Below are 21,113 nucleotides of genomic sequence, written 5' to 3'. Positions count from 1 at the left end.
CGGAAAGGGTGAGGACGATGGAACCGAGCAACCCGCGTCCATGGCTGCGTCACTATCCGAAGGAAGTAGCTGTGTCTTACAGCTACCCGAACAAGTCGATTCCGGATCTGCTGCTGGATACCGCGAGCAAATATGGAGATCGTCCAGCGCTCTATTTTCTAGGCAAGTCAGTGACGTATAACAAGCTGCTGGGGGACGCTCGCCGTATGGCGGGCGCGCTCCGGCGGCTCGGCGTTGCGAAGGGTGACCGTGTCGCGATAATGCTGCCGAACTGTCCGCAAGCGGTTATCGCTTATTATGGGGCGTTGATGATCGGCGCCGTTGTCGTGCAGACGAATCCGATCTACGTGGAGCGGGAGCTCCGGCATCAGCTCGCGGATAGCGGTGCATCGGTTCTGATCACGGTCGATCTGCTGTATCCACGCGTGTCGCGCGTCCGCGGTGCCAAGCCGGAGGAGGGTCCGGTACCTGCTTTGCAAAATGTTATTGTCACATCTATTAAAGATGGGCTTCCTTTTCCGAAAAATATATTATACCCAATCAAACAACGAAGGGACGGCTTACGTCCTGACGTTCCGTACGGCAAGCTCGGGATTCATTCGTATTCTCGCCTGATGGCTGAATCGAAGCCTGATCCGGCGGTTTACGCTGCCATCGACCCTGCCAATGATCTGGCACAGCTGCAGTACACAGGCGGCACAACGGGTCTTGCGAAAGGCGTTATGCTGACGCATCGCAATCTGGTTGCCAATATGGTGCAAGCATCGGCGTGGTGCTATCGTCTCCGAGAAGGACGAGAACGCTTTCTAGCGGCACTGCCGCTTTTTCACGTGTTCGGACTGACCGTGCTCATGAATCTATCGGTGTATAAGGCCGGAGAGCTCATATTGCTCCCTCGGTTTGAAGTCGCACAGGTGCTGGAGACGATTCGCAGCAAGAAGGCGACGATTTTCCCCGGTGCTCCAACGATGTATGTGGCGCTGATCAACCATCCGCAGGCCGTGACAATGGATTTGTCCTCGATCGAAATTGCGATTAGCGGTTCTGCGCCGCTGCCGCTTGAGGTGCAGCAGAAGTTCGAGACGATGACCGGCGGCAGGCTGATCGAAGGCTATGGCCTAACCGAGTCGTCGCCTGTTACACATGTGAACCCGATCTGGGAACGGCGCAAGAACGGTACGATCGGGCTTCCAATGCCGGATACCGATTGTAAGATCGTCGATCCGGAGACGGGAGAGACGGTGGGAGTCGGTGAGGTTGGCGAGCTCGCGATCCAAGGACCGCAAGTGATGAAGGGCTATTGGAACCGGCCGGAGGATACTGCTAAGGTGCTGAAGGACGGCTGGCTATATACGGGAGACCTTGCAACGATGGATGACGAAGGCTATTTTGCGATTGTAGATCGTATTAAGGATGTCATTATTGCAGGCGGCTTTAATATATATCCTCGTGAGGTGGAAGAGGTGCTCTATGAGCATCCTGGTGTTCGTGAAGCGGCGATTATCGGCGTCAAGGACGACTATCGGGGCGAGACGGTGAAGGCGTACATTGTGCCCAAAGAGGGCGCAGAGCTCAACGATGCGGAGCTGAACAGCTGGTGCAGAGCACGGCTCGCGTCGTTCAAGGTGCCGCATGTGTACGAATTTCGCGACGAGCTGCCGAAGTCGATCATTGGCAAAGTGCTGAAACGAAAGCTGCACGAGGAGCTGGAGCAACAACCTTAACTCGATACGATGCGATGAGGAGGATGCTGCTATGCCGCCGGAATCGGATGATTGGGCGCAATTGGAAGAGAAGGCTCGATCGACCTTCTGGGGGACGCTCGGCTGCGAGGTCGAGTACGTAGAGCTAGAGAAAGCAGCGGTCCGCCTCGTATGTTCAGAGCGGCACCTGAACATGGGCGGGATCGTGCATGGCGGCGTTCTCGCCTCGCTGCTAGACAATACGATGGGATTGGCACTGATGCGTACGTTCCCCGGCGAGCTGCTCGTAACCGCACAATTGAATATTCACTACTTAGCACCCTCACAGGGTGGCGAGCTGCGCTGCGAAGCGTCGATGGTTCATCGTTCCAGACGGACGGCGACGATGGAGGCCCATATTTACGGGCCTGACGGGGAACGGCTTGCGTGGGGAAGCGGGGCTTTCCGTGCAGTCAGCACACCTGTTTAAAGCAAGCAGCTTGGTTGAAAGGAGCATCCGTTTTCGCTATACTTAACTTTATATGGAAATCTGGACGTGAGGGGGCATCTTGATGGTTGAAGGATGGGTGACGGCCCTGGTTATCGTATTTGGCGTAGCAGTAGCTGTCGCAGGCGTTGTCGCATATCTGCGTATGTTTAGGAAACACGCAGATTCAACCGTTCATCCATCGGTGACGGGCGATAGCAATTCACGAATCACAGTGCCCTCTCAACAGCTGGACTCGCAACTATTGTCGGAAGATGGAGATCAGAAATTGTAGAAAAGCGCGGTTTCTGTAAATATTTATTAAAGGTTCTTAATTAATCAGACAATTCCCTTTTATAGCAAATCGCCAAGTGGTATAATAGTAAGAAAAGTTCAAATCATTTGCTTATTGTCCATGGGAGCCGTTCCATTCCTTACTAGGGGAGACGGATGCCGTGCCGCCTTCCGTAATCGTACCGTGAAGTTAAAGGATCGCCATCCAACGCTTAGGGGGGAGATTTCATGGCCAAACATAGCCAGAATGAAGTCAAGGAAAGCCTGAAAGAGCTCACGCGCATTTTCCAGCCGAAGGATCCTCGGAAATTTGTGAAGGACTACATTCGCAAATATCGAATCACAGGTGGCTATGAAGAAGAACTAACGATGCTAGTGGAAGACGAAATGGGCAAACTAAACTCCTCCGTCGGATAATCGGCAGATTGCAACGATCACATATAAGCCTTGCCCTTAGGGGCAGGGCTTTTTTATTTGGCAATGTCTAGTTGAGCCAGTCGAAATAGGAGGGAATGTGGTATCTTGTTAAAAGGTACTTATTATAAATTGGGAGCGGTTCTATGATTTCAGCAGCAATGATTGTCAAAAATGAAGAACGATGCGTTGCGCGTGCAATTAACAGCCTACTGTTAGCAGTTGATGAAATTATCGTAGTGGATACAGGTTCAACCGATAGAACGATTGACATTATTCGTGAATTGCAGGCTAAACACGACAAGGTGAAGCTGCATCATTTCGAATGGCAAGATAATTTTGCGGCTGCGCGGAATTACTCGCTTTCGTTGGTTTCTCACGAATGGGTATTTTCGATCGATGCGGACGAAGTGCTGCTGGAAGAACATTGGGATAGGCCAAGAAAGTATACGCAATGGCTTGATAATCAGGGGAAGAAAGCCGCTATGCATATTGTTCTCGATAATACAGTAGCTGGCGAAATAACGAATACTTACGAGACAGGGTGTGTTCGAATTTTCCCGTCTGATTTGCGATATGTGGACATGGTTCATGAAACGGTGGATACTACTGGGCTTGAGACGATGAAATCGGATATTCATTTGCTTCATGATGGCTATGACCAGGCGGCTGTGAACCAGCTGGATAAGAAGAAGCGCAATTTATTACTGCTGCATAAGAACTTGAAGGTTGATCCTCGCAATGCGCATTTATGGTTTCAGCTTGGTCGGGAGATGATGGATTTCGATCAGGCGAAAGGCAATCATTACTTGGATATCGCTGCATCTTTTACGACGGACCAGTCCTTGTTGAATTGGATTAGTAAAAGCCGGAAGTAAGCATGGATAGGGGATGGAATAGAAGGTTGAAATTTACTTGGCCCATTCCATTCCCAATTTATTCCCTCGATTGACAAGCTTCAAATCTCCCCCCTATAATTAAATCCTACTAACTGAGTCGGAATTGTAATCTTTTCCCTGCAAATAAGTTCCTGTGAAAAAGGTTGAACCTATAAAGGCAATCGTTTCATTGTAATCGGCGAGGTTGGTTAGACTGTAAATAAACGTCACTTACGGAGGTTTTCATTCTGATCGAACTCAAGTCAGTCACCAAGACCTATCGTGTCGGTTCGACGACTACAGAAGCGATTCGCGGCATTAACCTGCACGTTCGGAAGGGTGAAATCTTCGGCGTCATCGGTCATTCCGGTGCAGGCAAAAGTACGCTGCTCCGCTGCGTGAATCTGCTGGAGCGGCCGACGAAGGGCAGCGTAATCGTGGGCGATACGGACCTGACCCAACTGAGCGGACGGCAGCTGCAGCAGCATCGTCGGCGGATCGGTATCATTTTTCAACATTTTAACCTGCTGTCGACTGCAACGGTGCGGGACAACATCGCATTCCCGCTGAAGCTGGCGAAGACACCGCGTGCGGAAATCAAAGCTCGGGTGGACGAGCTGATCGGGTTAGTCGGGCTCGAAGGTCACGGCGATAAATATCCGTCGCAGCTGTCCGGCGGCCAGAAGCAGCGGGTTGGCATCGCGCGTGCTCTGGCCAACCGACCGGAGGTGCTGTTGTGTGATGAAGCAACATCGGCGCTTGACCCACAGACGACCGATTCCATCCTGTCGCTGCTGCTCGGCATTAACGAGAAGCTCGGGCTTACGATCATGCTGATTACGCATGAAATGCACGTTATTCGTACGATTTGCGACCGAGTTGCCGTCATCGACAGCGGCGAAATCGTGGAGATGGGTGATGTCATCGACGTATTCCTGCATCCGCGCAGCCATGTCGCGAAGGAATTCGTCGCACAATCATCCGAAGCATCTGGCGAGTCGCTCAGCAGTCTGGACAGCATGCGCAAAGGCAAGCTGCTCCGTGTTCGCTTCAAGGGCGAGTCAACCTTTGAACCGGTGCTGTTCGAAGCGGTGAAGGAGACGGGCGCGTCATTTTCTATTTTGCAAGGAACGGTGTCTCGTATGAAACGCATTCCATACGGCCAGCTGATCGTCGATGTTCGTGGAAGCGGCGACGATGTCGAGCGTATCGTGAATCGATTGCGTGAAGAGGGCATGGAAGCGGAGGTGCTCGCATGACGTTCGAACATGTGCGCTGGGACGAAATATGGCGGGAAACAGGCAATACGCTCCATATGCTGGGGCTGTCGCTTGTGTTCACTATCGTAATTGGTCTCATCCTTGGCATCATCTTGTTCCTTACCGGACGCGGTCAGCTGTTGAGCCAACCGATTGTGTACACGGTGCTGTCGATTATCGTTAACATCTTCCGGTCTGTCCCGTTCATTATTTTGATGATTACGATCATGCCATTCACCAAATGGCTGACGGGTACATCGATTGGTGTCGAAGGTTCGATTCCGCCGCTTGTTGTCGCAGCTGCGCCGTTTTTCGCAAGACTTGTCGAGACTTCACTGCGTGAGGTTGACCGCGGCGTAATTGAGGCAGCGCAAGCAATGGGTGCATCAAGCTGGGATATTGTACGCAAAGTGCTGATCCCAGAGGCGCGGACAGGCTTGATCGCAGCGGTAACGATTACGGCTGTAACGCTTGTCTCGTTCACTGCGATGTCGGGCGTTATCGGCGGCGGTGGTTTGGGTGACTTGGCGCTGCGCTACGGTTATCAACGATTCCAGACAGACGTTATGCTTGTGACGGTTGTGCTGCTAGTCGTGCTCGTACAGGTGCTGCAGTCGATCGGTGATGTATTAGTCCGCAAATTCAGCAGAAAATAATGGACAACTAGAGAGTGGAGGGCTTACACAATGAAACAAACAAAGACTTGGAAGCAATGGACCGTCTTGGCGGTTGCAATGATGATGGTGTTCACGCTTGCGGCGTGCGGATCGAAGAAAGAAGAGACGAACAACGGCACGACCAATGAGGGCACAACGGCTGAAGAAGTAACGCTGAAGGTCGGCGCTACGCCGGTGCCTCACGCTGAGATTTTGAAAGAAATCCAGCCGCTCCTCAAGGAGCAGGGCGTCAACTTGGAAATCGTTGAATTCAATGACTATGTGCAGCCGAACGTTCAAGTGTATGAGAAGCAGCTCGACGCGAACTTCTTCCAGCACACGCCATACCTTGAGCAGTTCAACAAAGATAAAGGCTACGACCTTGTTACGGTAACGGGCGTACATTTGGAGCCGCTTGGCGCTTACTCCAAGAAGATCACGAAGGTTGACGAGCTGAAGGATGGTGCGAAAGTCGCGATCCCGAACGATGCAACCAACGGAGGACGTGCGTTGTCGCTGCTTGAGAGCAATGGTCTTCTGAAGCTGAAAGAAGGCGTTGGCGTTAATGCTACGGTAAACGACATCATCGACAATCCGAAAAAACTCGAAATCAAGGAACTGGAAGCAGCGACGCTGCCGCGTGTACTTGATGAAGTCGACATGGCGATCATCAACACGAACTATGCGCTGGAGGCGGATCTCGTTCCGACGAAGGACGCACTGTTCCTCGAAAGCAAAGATTCGCCATATGTTAACATCCTCGTAGCTCGTCCAGATAACAAGGACAGCGAAGCGATGCAGAAGCTGGCGAAAGCACTGAACAGCGATACGGTTAAGAAATTTATCGAAGAAAAATATAATGGTGCAGTAGTAGCTGCATTCTAATAAAAAAAACTAAAAAGTACGAAAGCCCTATCGAAAAGTAATGCTAGATAGGGCTTTCGTTTTGTTTTCGAGCGAATAATGACTTTATTTTTCAAGGAATAATTTATTAAAAAATGTTGTTGACTAGCCAATACACGTTGGAGTAGATTATTTATAGCGAATATGTTAATTATTTAATAACACTATTAATTCATGCCTTTAGATACAGCTTATTTACGGATGCATCCGAGTAATGGTTAATGCATATGTTTATAAGCTGTGTTTTTTAGGATATATGAAAGCGCATTCATTGCGCGATATTGAGAGGGGGTGAATAATGGGTTTCTCTGATCAAGAAGCCGGCTGTAGCGCGCTGCTTACAACATTTAAGAACAAGGAGAGTGTGAAGAAGTGATAAAGTCAAAAGTTAAGTATTTCGTTACGCTCGTATTAACCGTAATCCTCGCATTTTCAACGATTTTTTCTGCATACGCTTCCACGTGGACGTTGACGGGCGATACGTATGCGCATGATCCAACGTACATTCAAGAGGGCAGTGGCACACGCTGGGTATTCAGCACGGGCCAAGGCATTCAAGTGCACTGGTCCACCAACGGCACGACGTGGAATCTCGGTACTCAGGTGTTCGCTAGTGAACCATCCTGGTGGGCGACACAAGTTCCGAACCATACGAAGCTGGATGTTTGGGCACCGGACATTTATTACTATAACGGCAAGTATTATCTGTACTATTCGATTTCTTCTTTCGGCTCGCAGACGTCGGCTATCGGCCTCGTCACTTGTACATCCATTACGACGGGCGACTGGGTGGACCAAGGCATGGTGCTGAGTTCATCGTCCTCGAATACGTATAATGCGATCGATCCGAACTTGTTCGCTGACAAGAGCGGCAACCTGTACATGAGCTTCGGCTCGTGGTGGGCGGGAATCTATGTAACGGCAATCAGCAAATCGACGATGAAACCAACGGGCAACGCTTACCGTATCGCTACGAAGGACGGCGGTATTGAAGGCTCCAGCGTTGTGTACAACAGCAGCACAGGCTACTACTACCTGTTTGTATCAATCGGTGTCTGCTGTCAAGGCGTTAACTCCACGTACCAAGTTGCGGTTGGTCGTTCGACGAGCGTGACAGGTCCTTATTATGATAAGAACGGCGTTGACATGAAGAGTGGCGGCGGAACGGTTCTCGACAGCGGCAACAGTTCTTGGAAGGGGCCGGGCGGTCAAGACATCTCCGGAACGAACATCCTCATTCGACATGCATACAGCGTAGCGGAGAGCGGAGCTGCCCACATGCTCATAAGCGACCTGCAGTGGGATTCCAGTGGTTGGCCATATTATAGTTGAACGAGTTAATTACATTTTGATTAATTGACACGTATGAAGAGATTTCTCTGGTGCTGACTGCGCTGGAGAAATCTCTTTTTTCGTAAATGGAATGCCAGTTCTGAGTTCATTTCGGTCCGAATAAGAGTATTAAGGAACAATGACAGGAGTGGTGTATGTGATGGAAAGAAAGTCAGAGGAGGAGATTCGCCGCATCGCGAAGGCTGGGCGGATCGTAGCGGAATGCCATCGGGCCATCGCCACTCGCATTGCTCCCGGTGTGACAACACTCGAGATTGACCGATTCGTCGAACGTTTCATGCGTGAGAGGGGAGCGACGCCGGCACAGAAAGGCTACCTTGGTTATCCGTTTGCGATCTGCGCATCCGTTAATGATGTCGTCTGCCACGGCTTCCCTGACATGGATCCGCTGGAGGATGGCGACATCGTGACGATTGATATGGTTGCAGATGTGGACGGGTGGAAGGCAGACTCGGCTTGGACTTATCCGATTGGCCAAACAACACCACGCGTCAAGAAGCTGCTGCGTGCTACACGCAATGCGCTTGATCGCGCCATTAGGCAAGCGGTTCCAGGAAAGCGGTTAGGGGATATCGGACATGCCGTGAAGTCCTCTGCCGAGGAGGCAGGGTTCTCCGTTGTAACAAGCTTCGTCGGGCACGGAATCGGACGCGAGATTCATGAGTCGCCGCAGGTTGAGAATCAAGGCAAGGCGGGCAAAGGCTTGTTGTTGAAGCAAGGAATGGTCATTACGATAGAGCCCATTCTAACGACCGGCTCACCGGATGTATGGGTTGGTCCCGATGGTTGGACGGCACGAACAAGGGATGGAGCGTTGTCAGCACAGTTTGAGCATACGATTGCTATAACAGCGCGTGGACCGACCGTTCTTACGGAGTGGAAGGAAACGTAGGGGTAACTTTACATTGAAATAACCAGCGAGCTGCTCGGATCGGAGTCAGCTCGTTTTGTGCTGCTGATTAAGTGTTGACGTTCGGGCACGGCAACTTTACTATTATGAGTATAAGTCCGTGTTCAATAAGTCTACAAATTATAGCGTTTTCTATCCCGCGGCAGAGGCAGGCTTAGCAGTTGTCATTTGCTTCAGCAAGGGAAATACGAGATGGTAAGGTGTATACGATGAAAAAAATAACAACGTTGAGATTACTGGCCGATGCAGGCGTTGTCGCAGTGCTGCGCGCCGATTCCGCTGAAGAAGTTGCAGAGATGGCACGCCAAGCGATTCGCGGCGGCATTAAGGCAATCGAGATTACGATGACCGTACCGTTCGCGCTGCGTGCGATCGAGCAGCTGGCTTCGGAATATTCCAGCTCGGCAGATCCACAATCCGATAAGTTCGCGATTATCGGCGTGGGCACAGTGCTTGATCCAGAGACGGCACGTGCAGCCATTCTGGCGGGTGCGGAATATGTAGTGTCACCTTCATTTAATGCGGATACGATCAAGCTGTGCAACCGCTATTGCATTCCAGTGCTGCCGGGCGCAATGACGATTCACGAAATCCAGACCGCACTTGAGCACGGCGTTGATATCGTCAAGCTGTTCCCAGGCAACCTGTTCTCGCCAAGCATCATTGGCGCAGTGAAAGGCCCGCTGCCGCAAGCGAATTTGATGCCAACGGGCGGCGTTTCGCTGGACAACCTGAAAGATTGGGTCAAAGCCGGCGCAGTAGCAGTAGGCATTGGCTCGGATTTGACGAAAGAAGCATCCAAGACAGGTGATTTGACGTCGATCGCACGCAAAGCGGCCGCGTATATGGAAGCATACCGCAGCGCGAAAGCACAGGCTTAATTGAAATAGTTTCAAACTGCAGCGGCTGTTCCTCGATTGAGGAACGGCCCTTTTTCATTTTTGCCGAATAGGCAAGCGAAACGATTGAAGGTCTGTTTTATGTTCTTCCTCATTAGGGTACTATTGGGAGTAGATGGACGATAATGAGTGAGGAGGCGCTGATATGGAATATCGGATCGAGAAGGATACAATGGGCGAAATTCGTGTGCCCGCGGATAAGCTGTGGGGGGCGCAAACGCAGCGCAGCCTCGAGAACTTCCGTATTGGCGGCGATCGGATGCCGATTGAGGTCGTTCATGCGATGGCGGTTGTGAAGAAGTCGGCGGCGGAGACGAACCGCGAGCTTGGCGTACTGGATGCAGAGAAGGCAGAGGCGATCGGCCGTGCGGTCGATGATATAGTGAGCGGGGGATTGGACGATCAATTCCCGCTTGTCGTCTGGCAGACCGGAAGCGGGACGCAGACGAACATGAACGTGAACGAAGTGGTGGCGCATCGCGCGAATGAAAGGTTGAAGCAGCAGGGCAGCGAGACGCGCATCCATCCGAACGATGATGTGAATCGGTCGCAGAGCTCGAATGATACGTTCCCGGCGGCGATGCATATCGCAGGGGTGATTGCGGTCGAAGAGCAGCTGCTGCCTGCACTAGCGGAGCTGAGCGGTACGTTAGCTTCGAAAGCAGAGAAGTTCAGCCATATTGTCAAAATCGGCCGTACGCATCTGCAGGACGCAACGCCGCTGACGCTCGGCCAAGAGATGAGCGGCTGGCATGCGATGCTGCAGGAGACGGATACGATGCTGAAATCGAGCCTGAACGCAATGCGCAGCCTTGCGTTAGGCGGGACGGCTGTTGGTACAGGCATTAACGCGCATCCGGGCTTTGCCGCACTCGTAGCGGAGAAGGCGAGCGCGTTGACGGGTCGATCTTTCGTCACTGCACCGAATAAGTTCCATTCCCTGACGAGTCATGACGCGATCGTCTTCGTGCATGGCGCGATCAAGGCACTGGCGGCGAATTTGATGAAGATCGCCAACGATGTGCGTTGGCTCGCGAGCGGACCGCGCAGCGGCATTGGCGAGCTTATTATTCCTGAGAATGAGCCAGGCAGCTCGATCATGCCGGGCAAAGTAAATCCAACGCAGTGCGAGGCGCTGACGATGGTCGCTTGTCAGGTCATGGGCAACGATGCAGCGATTGGCTTCGCGGCGAGCCAAGGCAACTTCGAGCTGAATGTGTTCAAGCCGGTCATTATCTACAACTTCCTGCATTCGGTGCGGCTGCTGGCGGATGCGATGCGTTCGTTCAACGAGCATTGCGCCGTTGGCATTGAGCCGAATGAAGCAACGATCCGACGCAACCTAGAGCAGTCGCTCATGCTCGTGACGGCGCTGAATCCGCATATCGGCTACGAGAACGCGGCGAAGATCGCGAAGAAGGCGCACAAGGAAGGCACGACGCTGCGCGAAGCGGCCATTGCAAGCGGGCTGCTGACAGGCGAGCAGTTCGATACGTATGTGCGGCCGGAGAAGATGGTTTAACTTATAGACAGGAAAAAAAGGGCAGCCGCGTCCAATCAGGACGTGAGGCTGCCCTTGCTGTTCATCAGAGTAGAAGATCGAGTTTGTTCGATGCCTAGCTCAATGAGCTGGCGTGCACGAGCGACATCTTGATCGCTGGGCGGCTGAACGCCTTCGAGCGGATAAGGGATGCCGAGGCTGTTCCACTTATAAACGCCCATGCGATGGTAAGGAAGCAGCTCCAGCTTCTCGACGTTGCGAAGTCCACCGATGAAGCGGCCAAGTGCGGTCAAATGCTCGGCGCCATCGGTTACGCCAGGCACAAGCACGTGACGCAGCCAGACGGGCTTGCCGATTCGGCTGAGCTGCTCGGCCATCGCCAGCACGCGATCGTTGGACTGCGTCGTCAGCGCCTTATGCTGCTCGCGATGGAAGTGCTTAATATCGAGCAGCACCAGATCAGAGACATCAAGCAATCGTTCCACATGCTTGAACTCACAGAAGCCGGATGTATCAAGTGCGGTAGGGAGGTCGAAGCGGCGCTTTACCTCTTGGAACAAGGCGGCGACGAAAGGCGCCTGCAGTGCAGGCTCGCCGCCCGTTACGGTCAGACCGCCGCCAGAGCGCCGATAGTAATCGATATAAGGCTCAATCTCAGCCAGCACTTCGTCGACAGTCAACTGACGTCCGCCGCCGCAATCCCACGTATCCGGGTTGTGGCAGTAGGCGCAGCGGAGCGGGCAGCCCTGCATGAACAAGACGAAGCGGATGCCCGGACCATCGACGGTGCCGAAAGTGTCGAGCGAGTGGATGCGTCCAATCGGACGGCTGTCGGACGAGTTGTTGGCATCTATGCGGCGCATGGCGGCAGCCTCCTTAAGGTCGTCGCCGGATGCAGGCGGCCTGCTTGCATCCGGCGACATGCTATAGATGTGAATGATTTCACTTAGTATTACATCGCACCGTGGAACGTACGGTTGAGCACTTCGAGCTGCTGCTCCCGCGTCAGCTTGATGAAGTTGACCGCGTAGCCCGAGACGCGGATCGTAAGCTGCGGATAATTCTCTGGATGCTCCATGGCGTCGAGCAGATGCTCGCGGTCGAAGACGTTGACGTTCAAGTGATGGGCACCTTGCGTCATATAGCCGTCCAGCAGAGCGGTTAGATTCGTTCCGCGCTGCTCGGCTTCGCGACCGAGCGCCTTGCCGACGATCGAGAACGTGTTCGAGATGCCGTCGAGCGCATCGTCGTACGGCAGCTTCGCGACGCTGGCGAGCGAGGCGAGCGCGCCCTTGCGGTCGCGGCCGTGCATCGGATTGGCGCCAGGAGCGAATGGTTCACCGGCTTGACGGCCGTCCGGCGTCGAGCCGGTTTTTTTGCCATAGACGACGTTCGAAGTAATCGTAAGCACGGATAGGGTAGGGATCGCGTTCCGATACGCTTGGTGCTTGCGCAGCTTGTTCATGAATTTCTTCACGAGCTGCACCGCGATCCGGTCGACGCGGTCGTCGTTGTTGCCGTATTGCGGATATTCGCCCTCGATCTCGAAGTCGACGGAAATTCCTTTGTCATTGCGAATCGGCTTCACTTTCGCGTAACGGATCGCACTTAGACTATCCGCCGCTACCGACAAACCAGCGATGCCGCACGCCATCGTACGTACAATCTCTGCATCATGCAGCGCGAATTCCAGCCGCTCGTAGCAATATTTATCATGCATGTAGTGGATGACGTTCAGCGTGTTCATATACAGACCCGCGAGCCATTCCATCGTTGCGTCGAACCGCTCCAGAACCTCTTCATAATCGAGAACGTCACCTTTGATCGGTTCTGTCTTCGGTGCGACTTGAATGCCGAGCTTCTCGTCGATACCGCCGTTGATCGCGTACAGCAGCGTCTTCGCCAGATTGGCCCGCGCGCCGAAAAACTGCATTTGCTTACCGATCCGCATCGCGGATACGCAGCAGGCGATGCCGTAATCGTCGCCGTAGTGAGGACGCATCAGATCGTCGTTCTCGTATTGGATGGAGCTCGTCTCGATCGATACTTTGGCGCAGTAGCGTTTGAATCCATCCGGCAGCTTATCCGACCAGAGTACTGTTAAGTTCGGTTCGGGTGCAGGGCCAAGCGTGTAGAGCGTATGCAGGATGCGGAAGCTGTTCTTCGTCACAAGCGCGCGTCCATCCTCGGACATGCCGCCGATCGATTCTGTCACCCAAGTCGGGTCGCCGCTGAACAGCTCGTTGTAGTCCGGCGTCCGCAGAAACTTCACGATGCGCAGCTTCATGACCAGATGGTCCATCAGCTCCTGCGCCTGCTTCTCCGTCAACCGTCCTTCCTGCAAATCCCGTTCGAAATATATATCAAGGAAAGTCGAGATCCGGCCGATGCTCATCGCCGCGCCGTTTTGTTCTTTAATCGCACCAAGGTAGGCAAAATACAGCCACTGCACCGCTTCGCGCGCCGTCCGCGCAGGCTCCGAAATATTACAACCATACGACTCCGCCATCGTTTTCAGCTCAGCGAGTGCGCGGATTTGCTCGGACAATTCCTCGCGGCTGCGGATGAGATCCTCTGTGAGCTGGGAGGATTCGCGTGCCAGAAGCTCACGCTTCTTCTGCGCAATAAGCTGGTCGACGCCATAGAGCGCGACGCGGCGATAGTCGCCGATAATGCGGCCGCGGCCGTAAGCATCCGGCAGGCCAGTGATGATGCCAGCTTTACGGGCGGTTCGCATCTCCGAGGTGTAGGCATCAAATACGCCTTGGTTGTGCGTCTTCCGAATGGACGTGAACAGCTGTACGATTTCCTCCGGAATCGTGAAGCCATAAGCTTCGCACGCATCCTGCACCATCTTGATGCCGCCGAAAGGCTGGACGGAGCGCCGGAATGGCGCGTCCGTCTGCAAGCCGACGATTTGCTCCAAACATTTGTCCAGATAACCAGGTGCATGGGACGTGATCGTGGAAGGCGTATGCGTGTCGACATCAAGCACGCCGCCGCGTATCCGCTCCTTGCGAGATAGATCCTGCACAATCGACCAGAGCTGTGTCGTTGCTTCCGTCGGCGATTCAAGGAAGCTGTCATCGCCGGTATAGGTTGCTGCGTTGCGCAGGATGAAGTCACGCACATTGATTTCGGTCATCCAAGATCCGGGGGCGAATCCCCGCCATGCATCGTCTGGTGTTTTGCCGCTGGGTAGGTGCTTCTCTGTTACTGCCATTGTTAGTTCCTCCTTCACAGATGTCGGTTGTCAGATGTTAGGTGAGTCTATTCGAATTTGCCGTAAAACGATTTGCGATAAAGATCTGCCAGCTCCGTGACGAGCGGCATGCGCGGGTTCGCCGTCGTACATTGATCCTCGAATGCGCGATCCGCGAGATAGTCCGTCTTCGCCTCGAAGTCGGCTGCATCAATGCCCATTGCTTCGAATGTCTCCGGAATACCGAGTGCGCGGTTCAGCTCGCGAATTGCATGGATGAGGCTCATAACGCCTTGTTCGGTCGAGCGGGCAGGCAGGCCAAGCATGCGGGCGATCTCAGCGTAACGCTCGTCGGCGCGGAAGTGATCGTATTTTGGGAACGAAGCGAACTTCGTAGGCCGCTTCGAGTTATAACGAATGACGTGCGGCATCAGAATCGCATTCGTCCGTCCGTGCGACGTGTGGAACTCGGCGCCGAACTTGTGAGCGAGCGAGTGGTTGATGCCAAGGAACGCGTTGGCGAACGCCATGCCTGCAATCGTCGAAGCGTTATGCATTTTCTCACGAGCAACCGGATCTGCTTCGCGGAACGATTTCTCCAAGTTGCCGAACACGAGCTGAATTGCCTTCATTGCTAAGCCGTCCGTATAGTCGCTCGCCATGACCGAGACGTACGCCTCGATCGCATGGGTGAGGACGTCCATGCCGGTATCGGCCACAACGTTTTTCGGCAGGCTGTACACGTACTCAGGGTCGATGATCGCAATGTCCGGCGTCAGCTCGTAATCGGCAAGCGGGTACTTCGTATTGCCGTTCTTTTTATCCGTAATGACCGCGAACGAAGTAACCTCAGAGCCGGTACCCGAAGTTGTCGGAATCGCAACGAACTTCGCTTTGCTGCCGAGCCGTGGATATTTGTACACTCGTTTGCGAATATCGAGAAACTTCTGCTTCAGCCCTTGGAAATCGGTGTCCGGGTATTCGTAGAACAGCCACATCGCCTTCGCCGCGTCCATCGGGGAGCCGCCGCCAAGTGCGATGATGCAGTCAGGCTTGAACGCGTTCATCACTTCGGTGCCGCGTTCGACCGTATCGACCGAAGGGTCCGGCTCGACATCGGAGAAAATCTCGATCGCAACCGGCGTTGCCCGTTTGCGCAGCTGGTACTCCACCTTCGCCGCATAGCCGAGCTTCACCATCATCGGGTCCGTAATGATGAGAACGCGCGAGATGTCGGGCATTTTGGCCAAATACTGCGTAGCGCCTTTCTCAAAATAGAGCTTGGGCGGCAGCTTGAACCATTGCATGTTGACCGTCCGATACGCGACGCGCTTCAGGTTGAGCAGGTTCACGGCCGTCACGTTCGATGTCGTCGAGTTGTGACCGTAAGAGCCGCAGCCGAGCGTAAGCGAAGGGAGGTTCGTGTTGTAAATGTCGCCGATCGCGCCATGCGTGGACGGCGAGTTGACGATGACGCGTCCGGTCTGCAGCCGCGCGGAGAACGCGTCGATCACTTGCTGATCAGTCGAATGGATAACTGACGAGTGGCCCATGCCGCCGAAGGCAACGACCTGTGCGGCTATCTCGATGCCATGCGCAGGGTTGGCTGCTTTGTAGCAGGCGAGTACTGGACTCAGCTTCTCAGCGGATAGCGGATAAGCTTCACCTACGCCTTCCAGCTCGGCGACGAGTACCTTCGTGTCCACGGGAACCGTAATGCCTGCCATCTCTGCGATGCGAACGGCCGACTGGCCGACGATGACGGCGTTGACTGCACATTTTTCTGAATGAATGACGAGCTTGCTGACCGCTTCCGTCTCTTCCTTGCTGAGGAAGTAGCAGCCGAGGTAGTTCATCATCATTTTGACATGCTCATAGACAGGGGCTTCGATAATGACGGCTTGCTCGGATGCGCAAATCATGCCGTTGTCGAACGTCTTGGACAGGATCAGGTCGGTGACAGCCTGCTTCAGGTTAGCGGTCTTGTCGATGAAGCAAGGAACGTTGCCCGGGCCGACGCCAAGCGCTGGCTTGCCGGTGCTGTATGCGGATTTCACCATGGCGGAACCTCCGGTTGCGAGTACGAGTGCGACATCGGGATGGTTCATGAGCAGTTGAGTGGCTTCGATGGACGGCTGTTCGATCCAGCCGATACAGCCCTCCGGCGCACCCGCTTTTATCGCAGCTTCGTACAAGGTGCGGGCGGCTTCAACGCTGGCTTGCTGAGCGGAAGGGTGGAAGGCGAATATAATCGGATTGCGAGTCTTGATCGCAATGAGCGCTTTGAACATGGTGGTCGAGGTCGGATTCGTCACAGGCGTGACGCCGGCAATAATGCCGACGGGCTCGGCGATGACGCGGTAGCTTTCATGCGCATTGTCCTCGACGACGCCGACCGTCTTGGCATGCTTGATGCTGTGGTAAATATATTCCGTGGCAAAAATGTTCTTCGTCATTTTATCCTCGTACACACCACGTCCCGTCTCCGTAACGGCGAGCTTGGCAAGATGCATGTGCTGGTCGAGTCCTGCGAGCGCCATCGCTTTGACGATCTCATCGATCTCGTCCTGCGTGTAATTCATGAACAAGCCAAGCGCATGCTTCGCTCTCGTAACGATGGTGTCTATCCGTTCCTGTATTGAGAGCTGCTCGGTAATTTTCGTTTCCTTAACGGCCATACCGGATTCCCCCTACATCATTGGTTGGTCCAGCGGCCTGCGATGCAGCTGAACCATCATCCTTACAACATCATCATACGGCGCCGAGCACCGGGCACGAATCGGGGGATTTCCTGAAAAAGGACGCCCGTAATGCCTGATTATGGAGTGGGGGAGATTAGTGGGAGGGGACTAACTGCGCGGTTGGCGCTAGGATACAAAAAAGTACACTAACCTCCCTCATCCGTGGCTTAGTTGGCAATAGGACACTTATACCTATCCTATCGACGTATACTAGGCGTTGGACGCACAGGAGGTAGAGCATGCCCCAATAGCGTCCCGAAGGGACAAATAGTGCAGGTGCGCCAACCGTAAAGCGTGTCCCGCAGGGACGAAAGCGAGCATAACCCCGCAGTCACTCAGGAGCATCGAATTGTAGGCGCACGTGCGAACGTACCTAGTCACATGTAGCGTAAAGCGTGTCCCGCAGGGACGTAAGCGAGGATTCGCACTCACGTATCAAAGCCAGTCCTGCGGGTGTCCAGAGGTAAAGGTTTCCGTAAGGAAACCACATCGGAAGCATAAGCTTAGCCCTTGGGGCCCTCCCTTACGAGGGGAGGGTTTGGGTGGGGTGGGAGCTTGGTCCCGGAGGGGCAACCCGGGTTCCCGAAGGGCAGAGCCCTTGCAGCAGAGCCCTTGCAGCGGAGCCCTCGGTACCCTCTTAACGAGGGACAGGGAGTCCCTCTCTAAAATCAGGTGTTTCCCCGACATACAGAAGCCCCTCAAAGGTCTACAATAATAAAAAGGCAATCATTAAAAGAAAGAATGGGAACGCTTTCAATTGTGCGCATAAACAGCGAATGGCGCTCCAGACTAGGGAGGGACACAGACGGTGGACGGAGGCTACACGTTCGCAGCGTCGGACTTACAGGCAGACCGCTGGCGGGAGGAGACAGGCAGCGATTTTGCAGGCATTGCGCGGCTGGATGAGGAAGGGCGGCTGCGCTGGTCGGCGTTGTCTGGCAGCACAAGCACACGAACGGCACAGTTGACGTTCAAAGGTGCGAGAGGCGACGGATTTATTGCGACGGCGATTCGATCGGGCAGACCGACGGCGTACGATGCCCGAAGAGCAAGCTCGATGGCAGGTGCACGGAGCGAGCCATTGCTGCTGGCGGAGTCATTATTAGCAGCGCTTGCGCTGCCTTGCATGGAGCGAACGGGGCGGCTGGCAGGACTATTAATCTTCGGGCGCCGCAGCGAGGAGCCATACAGCGAGAACGAGATTGCAGGGGCACTCGCCGCATTTTGCCAAAATCGCCTATAATAAAAATACAAATGACATGGCTGGAGGTGACAGGTTGACTACGTTATTAATCGTGGACGACCATGCGGTCGTTCGTTCGGGACTGCGCATGCTGCTGGACGGGCGGCAGGGAATGACCGTGGTTGGTGAAGCGTCGGAGGGCAACGAAGCGATTCGGCTGGCACATGAGCTGAAACCAACCGTTGTGCTGATGGACCTTAGCATGCCGCATGGCAAGGACGGCCTGACGGCGATTGCGGAGCTCAAGAGCAGCCTGCCGGATCTCTATGTGCTCGTGCTGACGATGCATGATGACGATGAATATTTGTTCCGAGCGATTCACGCGGGTGCATCGGGTTATATTCTGAAGAACTCGCCGCACGAGGAACTGCTAACGGCTATCCAAACGGTTGCTGAAGGCAATGCGTACTTGCTGCCAACGGCGACGAAGCGGCTCATGAGCGACTATGTGCAGCGGCTTCGCGCAGGCGAACAGCCGGATGCTTATGAGCTTTTGTCGGAGCGGGAGAAAGAGGTTCTCGAGTGGATGGCGAAGGGCTACGCGAACAAAGATATTGCCGAGCAGCTCATCATTAGCGTGAAAACGGTAGAGACGCATCGAAGCCACGTTATGGAGAAGCTGGGGCTCAAGACGCGTCCAGAGCTGATCAAATACGCGGTGAAGAAGGGGCTGCTGCAATTTGACTGAGCATGATCTGAAGTCAGCATTACCAGAGAAACGATCCGAGTCGGGCATTGGCGACAACGTTGCTGGATTGCTAGAAGAGCTAGATTGCAAGCTGGATGACGAGGCGTTCCGCGCAGGACTGAAGCAGTCGCTTGCCCAGCTGTCCCGTATGCGTTTTGCATTGGACGAATCGTCTATCATTGCGGTTACGGACGCCAATGGTGTTATTCGCTATGTGAACGATATGTTTTGCCGCGTGTCGGGTTATTCTCGTGAGGAGCTGCTTGGTCAGACCCATCGGATTATTAATTCCGGCTACCATGACAAAGCGTATATGGCCGGGCTATGGGAGACAATCTCAGCGGGTCGCGTGTGGCAGGGCGAGCTGCGCAATCGGGCGAAGAGCGGGGCTTATTATTGGGTCAAAACAACAATCGTTCCGTTCCTCGATGAAGAGGGACGGCCGGTTCAGTACCTTGCGATTCGCAATGATGTGACGAAGCTGAAGGAGACCGAAGAGCAGCTGCTGCGCATGATGAACAAGGTCATGAACATTCAAGAGGAGGAGCGCCGACGCTTCTCCCGCGAGCTGCATGATGGGATCGGTCAAAGCCTGTTCACGCTGCTCATTCGCGTCGACCGGATGATTGCGGATCGGCAGGCTGAATCGGATGCTGAGCTCGGCGCGCTGCGGCGTGAAATCTCAAGCATGATGGAGGATGTTCGCTCGCTTGCTTGGGAGCTGCGCCCATCTGTGTTAGATGATCTCGGCGTCGTTCCGGCGATCCGCACTTATATCGATAATTACGCCGAGCATTATGGCATCAAAGTACACTTCTCCTGCAATCTGCTGGGCAGGCTCGATTCGGCGTGCGAGACGGTTATGTACCGCGTCATCCAAGAAGCGCTGACGAACGCTGCGCGCTATGCAGGCGTCGATGAACTGTCGGTGACGATCCAAGAGCTGTCAGAGACGGTAGAAGCGATCATCGTCGACAGCGGCCGCGGCTTCGCGGCGGATACGCCTTCGCAGGGCGTTGGTCTGTTCAGCATGGAAGAGCGTGCGCGCGGCATCGGCGCTACGCTGCTTATTCATTCGGAGCTGGGCTGTGGAACGCGGGTCGAGCTGGTGCTGCCGAAGCGCAGGCCTGGCGGGGTTGGGTTGTAAAATAGAAAGGCGCGAGTGGAGCGTTCCACCCGCGCCTTTCATTACGTTTGCTTTCGTTTGCGTCGTCTCATTCGCACGAACAGAATGATGGCAGCAATGAGTAGGATGAGCACCGCACCACCGACGATCGCAATATGCTTAACGTTCGGTACATGAACCTCGACTTGTATGTCATTCACCTTCGTGGCTGACAAATGCCATGTTAATGACTTGCCGCCATTCGTTACGACATCCGCGTTGTTGGAGGCGGCACGTATCGGCATCGTCAGCTTGAAGTCGAATCCGATCTGACGAAGCGCCAGCTCTCGAACGAGTGTAGATAGCGAGGAGAGCTTGTCGCTTATTTGATCCGGGACGAGCTCCATCAAATCCGCTTTGACGGATACGGCCTCAGTCGTATACCACCAGCTGCTGCGCTCGGTTGTATGGGTGACCTCGACACCAGGAATTTGCACAGGAACACTCTCTTTGAGATCGATGTCACGGGATGCCCGGAGCGTCTTGCTGCCGTTTACAGATTTCACAGGATCGACCTCGAAGCCGTGTTGTGTCAGCTCGTCGCTAATCGTGTCCCAGATTTGATCGCCGCTAATTGCCTGCAGCAGCGTGCTGTCGAGCGTCAGCGTTAAGTTCAGCTGAGCGGTTCCGTTCGCTCGGACACGAAGCTCGGCTTCTCCCTTGGCACAGCCTGTAATCGTGATCAGAAGGCTGAGTGCGAGCAGGACTAGCAGCATTTTTGTACGTGTAATAGATCGAATAGAGTTGATCATAGCGGTTCTCCCGTTCGTAGTTGCTCTTAGGTGGTACTTTACGCGATTCAGTCACTGTATTGCAAGCTGGGCGGCAGGCTGACCGA

At 54.1% G+C, this 21,113-nt stretch carries 19 protein-coding genes; 15 read left to right on the top strand and 4 right to left on the bottom strand.

Annotation, left to right across the window (positions count from 1 at the left end):
• The first annotated feature begins 17 nt into the window (after positions 1–17).
• The 12 genes from DFQ01_RS20445 (at position 18) to fumC (ending at position 11,257) form a co-directional block, all read left to right on the top strand.
• Complete coding sequence (locus DFQ01_RS20445; protein ID WP_110045765.1) at positions 18–1,724, top strand: long-chain-fatty-acid--CoA ligase; 1,707 nt, start codon at positions 18–20, stop codon at positions 1,722–1,724.
• Between the two features lie 31 nt (positions 1,725–1,755).
• Positions 1,756–2,172, top strand: a complete 417-nt coding sequence (locus tag DFQ01_RS20440; RefSeq protein WP_110045764.1) for a PaaI family thioesterase — start codon at positions 1,756–1,758, stop codon at positions 2,170–2,172.
• Positions 2,173–2,254: 82 nt separating this feature from the next.
• The gene (locus tag DFQ01_RS20435) at positions 2,255–2,464 is read left to right on the top strand and encodes a hypothetical protein (protein ID WP_110045763.1); all 210 of its coding nucleotides are present in this window, start codon (positions 2,255–2,257) and stop codon (positions 2,462–2,464) included.
• A 227-nt stretch (positions 2,465–2,691) separates the two neighbouring features.
• Positions 2,692–2,880 (top strand): hypothetical protein, encoded by a 189-nt coding sequence (locus DFQ01_RS20430; RefSeq protein WP_110045762.1) that lies wholly within the window; start codon positions 2,692–2,694, stop codon positions 2,878–2,880.
• Between the two features lie 143 nt (positions 2,881–3,023).
• The gene (locus DFQ01_RS20425; protein ID WP_110045761.1) at positions 3,024–3,755 is read left to right on the top strand and encodes a glycosyltransferase family 2 protein; all 732 of its coding nucleotides are present in this window, start codon (positions 3,024–3,026) and stop codon (positions 3,753–3,755) included.
• Between the two features lie 248 nt (positions 3,756–4,003).
• A complete protein-coding gene (locus tag DFQ01_RS20420; RefSeq protein WP_110045760.1) occupies positions 4,004–5,014 on the top strand; it encodes a methionine ABC transporter ATP-binding protein in 1,011 nt (336 codons plus the stop codon).
• Entirely contained in the window at positions 5,011–5,670 is a 660-nt protein-coding gene (locus DFQ01_RS20415; protein WP_110045759.1) for a methionine ABC transporter permease, read from the top strand. The genes DFQ01_RS20420 and DFQ01_RS20415 overlap by 4 nt, the downstream gene beginning before the upstream one ends.
• 30 nt (positions 5,671–5,700) lie before the next feature.
• On the top strand, positions 5,701–6,555 hold the full coding sequence (locus DFQ01_RS20410; RefSeq protein WP_110045758.1) for a MetQ/NlpA family ABC transporter substrate-binding protein: 855 nt from the start codon (positions 5,701–5,703) through the stop codon (positions 6,553–6,555).
• Between the two features lie 390 nt (positions 6,556–6,945).
• A complete protein-coding gene (locus DFQ01_RS20405) occupies positions 6,946–7,905 on the top strand; it encodes a family 43 glycosylhydrolase (protein ID WP_245946807.1) in 960 nt (319 codons plus the stop codon).
• A gap of 160 nt (positions 7,906–8,065) precedes the next feature.
• Complete coding sequence (gene map, locus DFQ01_RS20400; protein ID WP_425452424.1) at positions 8,066–8,818, top strand: type I methionyl aminopeptidase; 753 nt, start codon at positions 8,066–8,068, stop codon at positions 8,816–8,818.
• Positions 8,819–9,045: 227 nt separating this feature from the next.
• A complete protein-coding gene (locus tag DFQ01_RS20395; RefSeq protein ID WP_110045790.1) occupies positions 9,046–9,717 on the top strand; it encodes a bifunctional 2-keto-4-hydroxyglutarate aldolase/2-keto-3-deoxy-6-phosphogluconate aldolase in 672 nt (223 codons plus the stop codon).
• A 163-nt stretch (positions 9,718–9,880) separates the two neighbouring features.
• Positions 9,881–11,257, top strand: a complete 1,377-nt coding sequence (gene fumC / locus DFQ01_RS20390; protein WP_110045756.1) for a class II fumarate hydratase — start codon at positions 9,881–9,883, stop codon at positions 11,255–11,257.
• A 35-nt stretch (positions 11,258–11,292) separates the two neighbouring features.
• Here fumC and pflA read toward each other — a convergent pair whose 3' ends face one another.
• The 3 genes from pflA to adhE all read right to left on the bottom strand — a co-directional run bounded on the left by pflA (position 11,293) and on the right by adhE (position 17,116).
• A complete protein-coding gene (gene pflA, locus DFQ01_RS20385; protein WP_110045755.1) occupies positions 11,293–12,099 on the bottom strand; it encodes a pyruvate formate-lyase-activating protein in 807 nt (268 codons plus the stop codon).
• Between the two features lie 89 nt (positions 12,100–12,188).
• The gene (pflB, locus tag DFQ01_RS20380) at positions 12,189–14,459 is read right to left on the bottom strand and encodes a formate C-acetyltransferase (RefSeq protein WP_110045754.1); all 2,271 of its coding nucleotides are present in this window, start codon (positions 14,457–14,459) and stop codon (positions 12,189–12,191) included.
• Between the two features lie 47 nt (positions 14,460–14,506).
• A complete protein-coding gene (gene adhE / locus DFQ01_RS20375; protein ID WP_110045753.1) occupies positions 14,507–17,116 on the bottom strand; it encodes a bifunctional acetaldehyde-CoA/alcohol dehydrogenase in 2,610 nt (869 codons plus the stop codon).
• 871 nt (positions 17,117–17,987) lie between these two features.
• Between adhE and DFQ01_RS20370 the strand changes: the two genes are divergently transcribed.
• The 3 genes from DFQ01_RS20370 to DFQ01_RS20360 are packed head-to-tail and all read left to right on the top strand — an operon-like array spanning position 17,988 to position 20,257.
• On the top strand, positions 17,988–18,422 hold the full coding sequence (locus DFQ01_RS20370; RefSeq protein WP_110045752.1) for a GAF domain-containing protein: 435 nt from the start codon (positions 17,988–17,990) through the stop codon (positions 18,420–18,422).
• A 16-nt stretch (positions 18,423–18,438) separates the two neighbouring features.
• Positions 18,439–19,110 (top strand): response regulator, encoded by a 672-nt coding sequence (locus DFQ01_RS20365; RefSeq protein ID WP_425452423.1) that lies wholly within the window; start codon positions 18,439–18,441, stop codon positions 19,108–19,110.
• The gene (locus tag DFQ01_RS20360; RefSeq protein ID WP_425452422.1) at positions 19,103–20,257 is read left to right on the top strand and encodes a PAS domain-containing sensor histidine kinase; all 1,155 of its coding nucleotides are present in this window, start codon (positions 19,103–19,105) and stop codon (positions 20,255–20,257) included. The genes DFQ01_RS20365 and DFQ01_RS20360 overlap by 8 nt, the downstream gene beginning before the upstream one ends.
• A 41-nt stretch (positions 20,258–20,298) precedes the next feature.
• On the opposite strand, the gene DFQ01_RS20355 is transcribed toward DFQ01_RS20360, so the two are convergent.
• Entirely contained in the window at positions 20,299–21,027 is a 729-nt protein-coding gene (locus DFQ01_RS20355) for a DUF3153 domain-containing protein (protein ID WP_110045750.1), read from the bottom strand.
• Positions 21,028–21,113 lie beyond the last annotated feature (86 nt).

The sequence above is a fragment of the Paenibacillus cellulosilyticus genome, from assembly GCF_003182255.1.
Lineage (GTDB): Bacteria > Bacillota > Bacilli > Paenibacillales > Paenibacillaceae > Paenibacillus_T > Paenibacillus_T cellulosilyticus.
The sequence above is the reverse complement of the archived record's forward strand: the minus strand, read 5'-3'. Positions and strand labels throughout refer to the sequence as shown.

Excerpts from the sequence above, each read along its gene's own strand:
- pflA (WP_110045755.1), bottom strand. The coding sequence starts at position 12,099 with ATGCGCCGCATAGATGCCAACAACTCGTCCGACAGCCGTCCGATTGGA.
- DFQ01_RS20440 (WP_110045764.1), top strand. The coding sequence starts at position 1,756 with ATGCCGCCGGAATCGGATGATTGGGCGCAATTGGAAGAGAAGGCTCGA.
- DFQ01_RS20435 (WP_110045763.1), top strand. The coding sequence starts at position 2,255 with ATGGTTGAAGGATGGGTGACGGCCCTGGTTATCGTATTTGGCGTAGCA.
- fumC (WP_110045756.1), top strand. The coding sequence starts at position 9,881 with ATGGAATATCGGATCGAGAAGGATACAATGGGCGAAATTCGTGTGCCC.
- map (WP_425452424.1), top strand. The coding sequence starts at position 8,066 with ATGGAAAGAAAGTCAGAGGAGGAGATTCGCCGCATCGCGAAGGCTGGG.
- DFQ01_RS20425 (WP_110045761.1), top strand. The coding sequence starts at position 3,024 with ATGATTTCAGCAGCAATGATTGTCAAAAATGAAGAACGATGCGTTGCG.
- adhE (WP_110045753.1), bottom strand. The coding sequence starts at position 17,116 with ATGGCCGTTAAGGAAACGAAAATTACCGAGCAGCTCTCAATACAGGAA.
- pflB (WP_110045754.1), bottom strand. The coding sequence starts at position 14,459 with ATGGCAGTAACAGAGAAGCACCTACCCAGCGGCAAAACACCAGACGAT.
- DFQ01_RS20410 (WP_110045758.1), top strand. The coding sequence starts at position 5,701 with ATGAAACAAACAAAGACTTGGAAGCAATGGACCGTCTTGGCGGTTGCA.
- DFQ01_RS20365 (WP_425452423.1), top strand. The coding sequence starts at position 18,439 with ATGGCTGGAGGTGACAGGTTGACTACGTTATTAATCGTGGACGACCAT.
- DFQ01_RS20430 (WP_110045762.1), top strand. The coding sequence starts at position 2,692 with ATGGCCAAACATAGCCAGAATGAAGTCAAGGAAAGCCTGAAAGAGCTC.
- DFQ01_RS20445 (WP_110045765.1), top strand. The coding sequence starts at position 18 with ATGGAACCGAGCAACCCGCGTCCATGGCTGCGTCACTATCCGAAGGAA.
- DFQ01_RS20395 (WP_110045790.1), top strand. The coding sequence starts at position 9,046 with ATGAAAAAAATAACAACGTTGAGATTACTGGCCGATGCAGGCGTTGTC.
- DFQ01_RS20415 (WP_110045759.1), top strand. The coding sequence starts at position 5,011 with ATGACGTTCGAACATGTGCGCTGGGACGAAATATGGCGGGAAACAGGC.
- DFQ01_RS20355 (WP_110045750.1), bottom strand. The coding sequence starts at position 21,027 with ATGATCAACTCTATTCGATCTATTACACGTACAAAAATGCTGCTAGTC.